Genomic DNA, 1,522 nt, shown 5'->3' with positions numbered 1-1,522 from the left:
CAGACTTTATGCCTTTGGCTGCTTGTTTAGCGAAAGCTTCTAATTCTTGTTTATTCATGTGCTACCTTCCATTGACCCTAATAGGGTACTGATTGAAAAGCAGTTACACAAAATTATTTACAGGCTCCTCCATTCTGGCGGGTTTCAAAGTCCTTTATGCTTCGTTAGATGCTTTCAAAATAGAATCACTATTCGCTTCAATCATCTGCCTTGCCTACAGAACTTTGAACTCCCGCTGAAAGATCACATATTTAATAGGATTGGTATAATTCCCAATTTAACAAGCTTAAATAAAAAGGTCAATATTAGTCAATATGGAATAATCTGTATAATAAGATTGGTATTGATTGAAATTAAAAAACTAAATGTTGTGAGTCAGTTCAATCTATCACTTTGATGAATCTAATTTAAATTAATTGTCACTATTGGGGGCTTTGCAAGTGTTGGATTGAAAATACCTCTTTATTTTGGCTAATGGTATTAATCTTTTAAACATGATTCCATGAATCAAGTTAATCTTTCCTTATGCACGATCTTTCAATAATATTTCATGTTTAGCAAAGTGATTTATGTGTCTATTCTTTTAGCGTTAAAGCAATAATCCCCCAGTGTTATCTCAGTATAAAGGCCAATTCCTTTATTCGTAGATTCTAAGTTATTCAACTAACTAGATGCCACTATTTCAATAGAAAAAAAGCGTGTTTGGCTATCTAAATTCCAACCAAAATAATCACTAAAGACTCACCCTGTTCGAAATGCACTAATTTAACTTATTTGTTACCAAAGGTAACAGTGCAAAGGTGCCCTCTGTTGCGATGGTTGTTAGTTGCTGTTTTTTATGACCTTTATTTTTTTTGAAAAAATAGAGCAAGTTATTGCACTTTAATTTTGTTTCGTTAACGTTTTATTTATGTGTTAGTTGTGGTGAAAAACAGGGGCTCTAAGTTGAAAAAAACAGAGAAATAATAAAAATATCTAAATTTATATTTTATAGCGTATTAATTACTAATTAACACAGATTTTTAGTGGTTACTTTATGCTTACTTGTATAACAATAAAGGAATGTTAAATGCGTAAGTCTCTTATTGCAATAAGCATTACCACAGCTATTTTAGCAGGCTGTAGTAGTGACGATAAAACCCCTGAGAAAGTCAATACCCCACCGGTCAGTTCAGATGTTTCTTTTAATACATCTCAATCAATGACATTGGTTGGCCAATTGGACGGCAAAGATGCTGAAGATCAATTGGTTTTTTCTATTGTTAACCCAAATGATATTAACTTGGGTAAATTGACATTAGTGAATGCCGCCACTGGTGAATTTAGCTATTTAACCGATGCTATGGAAGGCAAAGAAGTTGTTCAATTTAAAGTCACCGATGGTCAAGCTGAGTCGCAGGGCTACCGCATGAGTGTTTGATTTTTAACCGAACTACTCAATCCAGCCTTTAATACTGCTTCAAGCATCGATGGATTCATCATGCATCGCTTTTGTTTTCCAACAATGCTTATCTTGGTCGAC

The 1,522-nt window shown here is 33.8% G+C and carries 1 protein-coding gene; it reads left to right on the top strand.

Annotated features, from left to right (window positions below):
* The first annotated feature begins 1,069 nt into the window (after positions 1-1,069).
* A complete protein-coding gene (locus tag ACWXWT_RS20485; RefSeq protein ID WP_456043402.1) occupies positions 1,070-1,420 on the top strand; it encodes an Ig-like domain-containing protein in 351 nt (116 codons plus the stop codon).
* Positions 1,421-1,522 lie beyond the last annotated feature (102 nt).

It is taken from the genome of Shewanella sp. A22 (assembly GCF_053850585.1).
This window is presented reverse-complemented; position numbering and strand designations above follow the sequence as displayed.

Excerpts from the sequence above, each read along its gene's own strand:
- ACWXWT_RS20485 (WP_456043402.1), top strand. The coding sequence starts at position 1,070 with ATGCGTAAGTCTCTTATTGCAATAAGCATTACCACAGCTATTTTAGCA.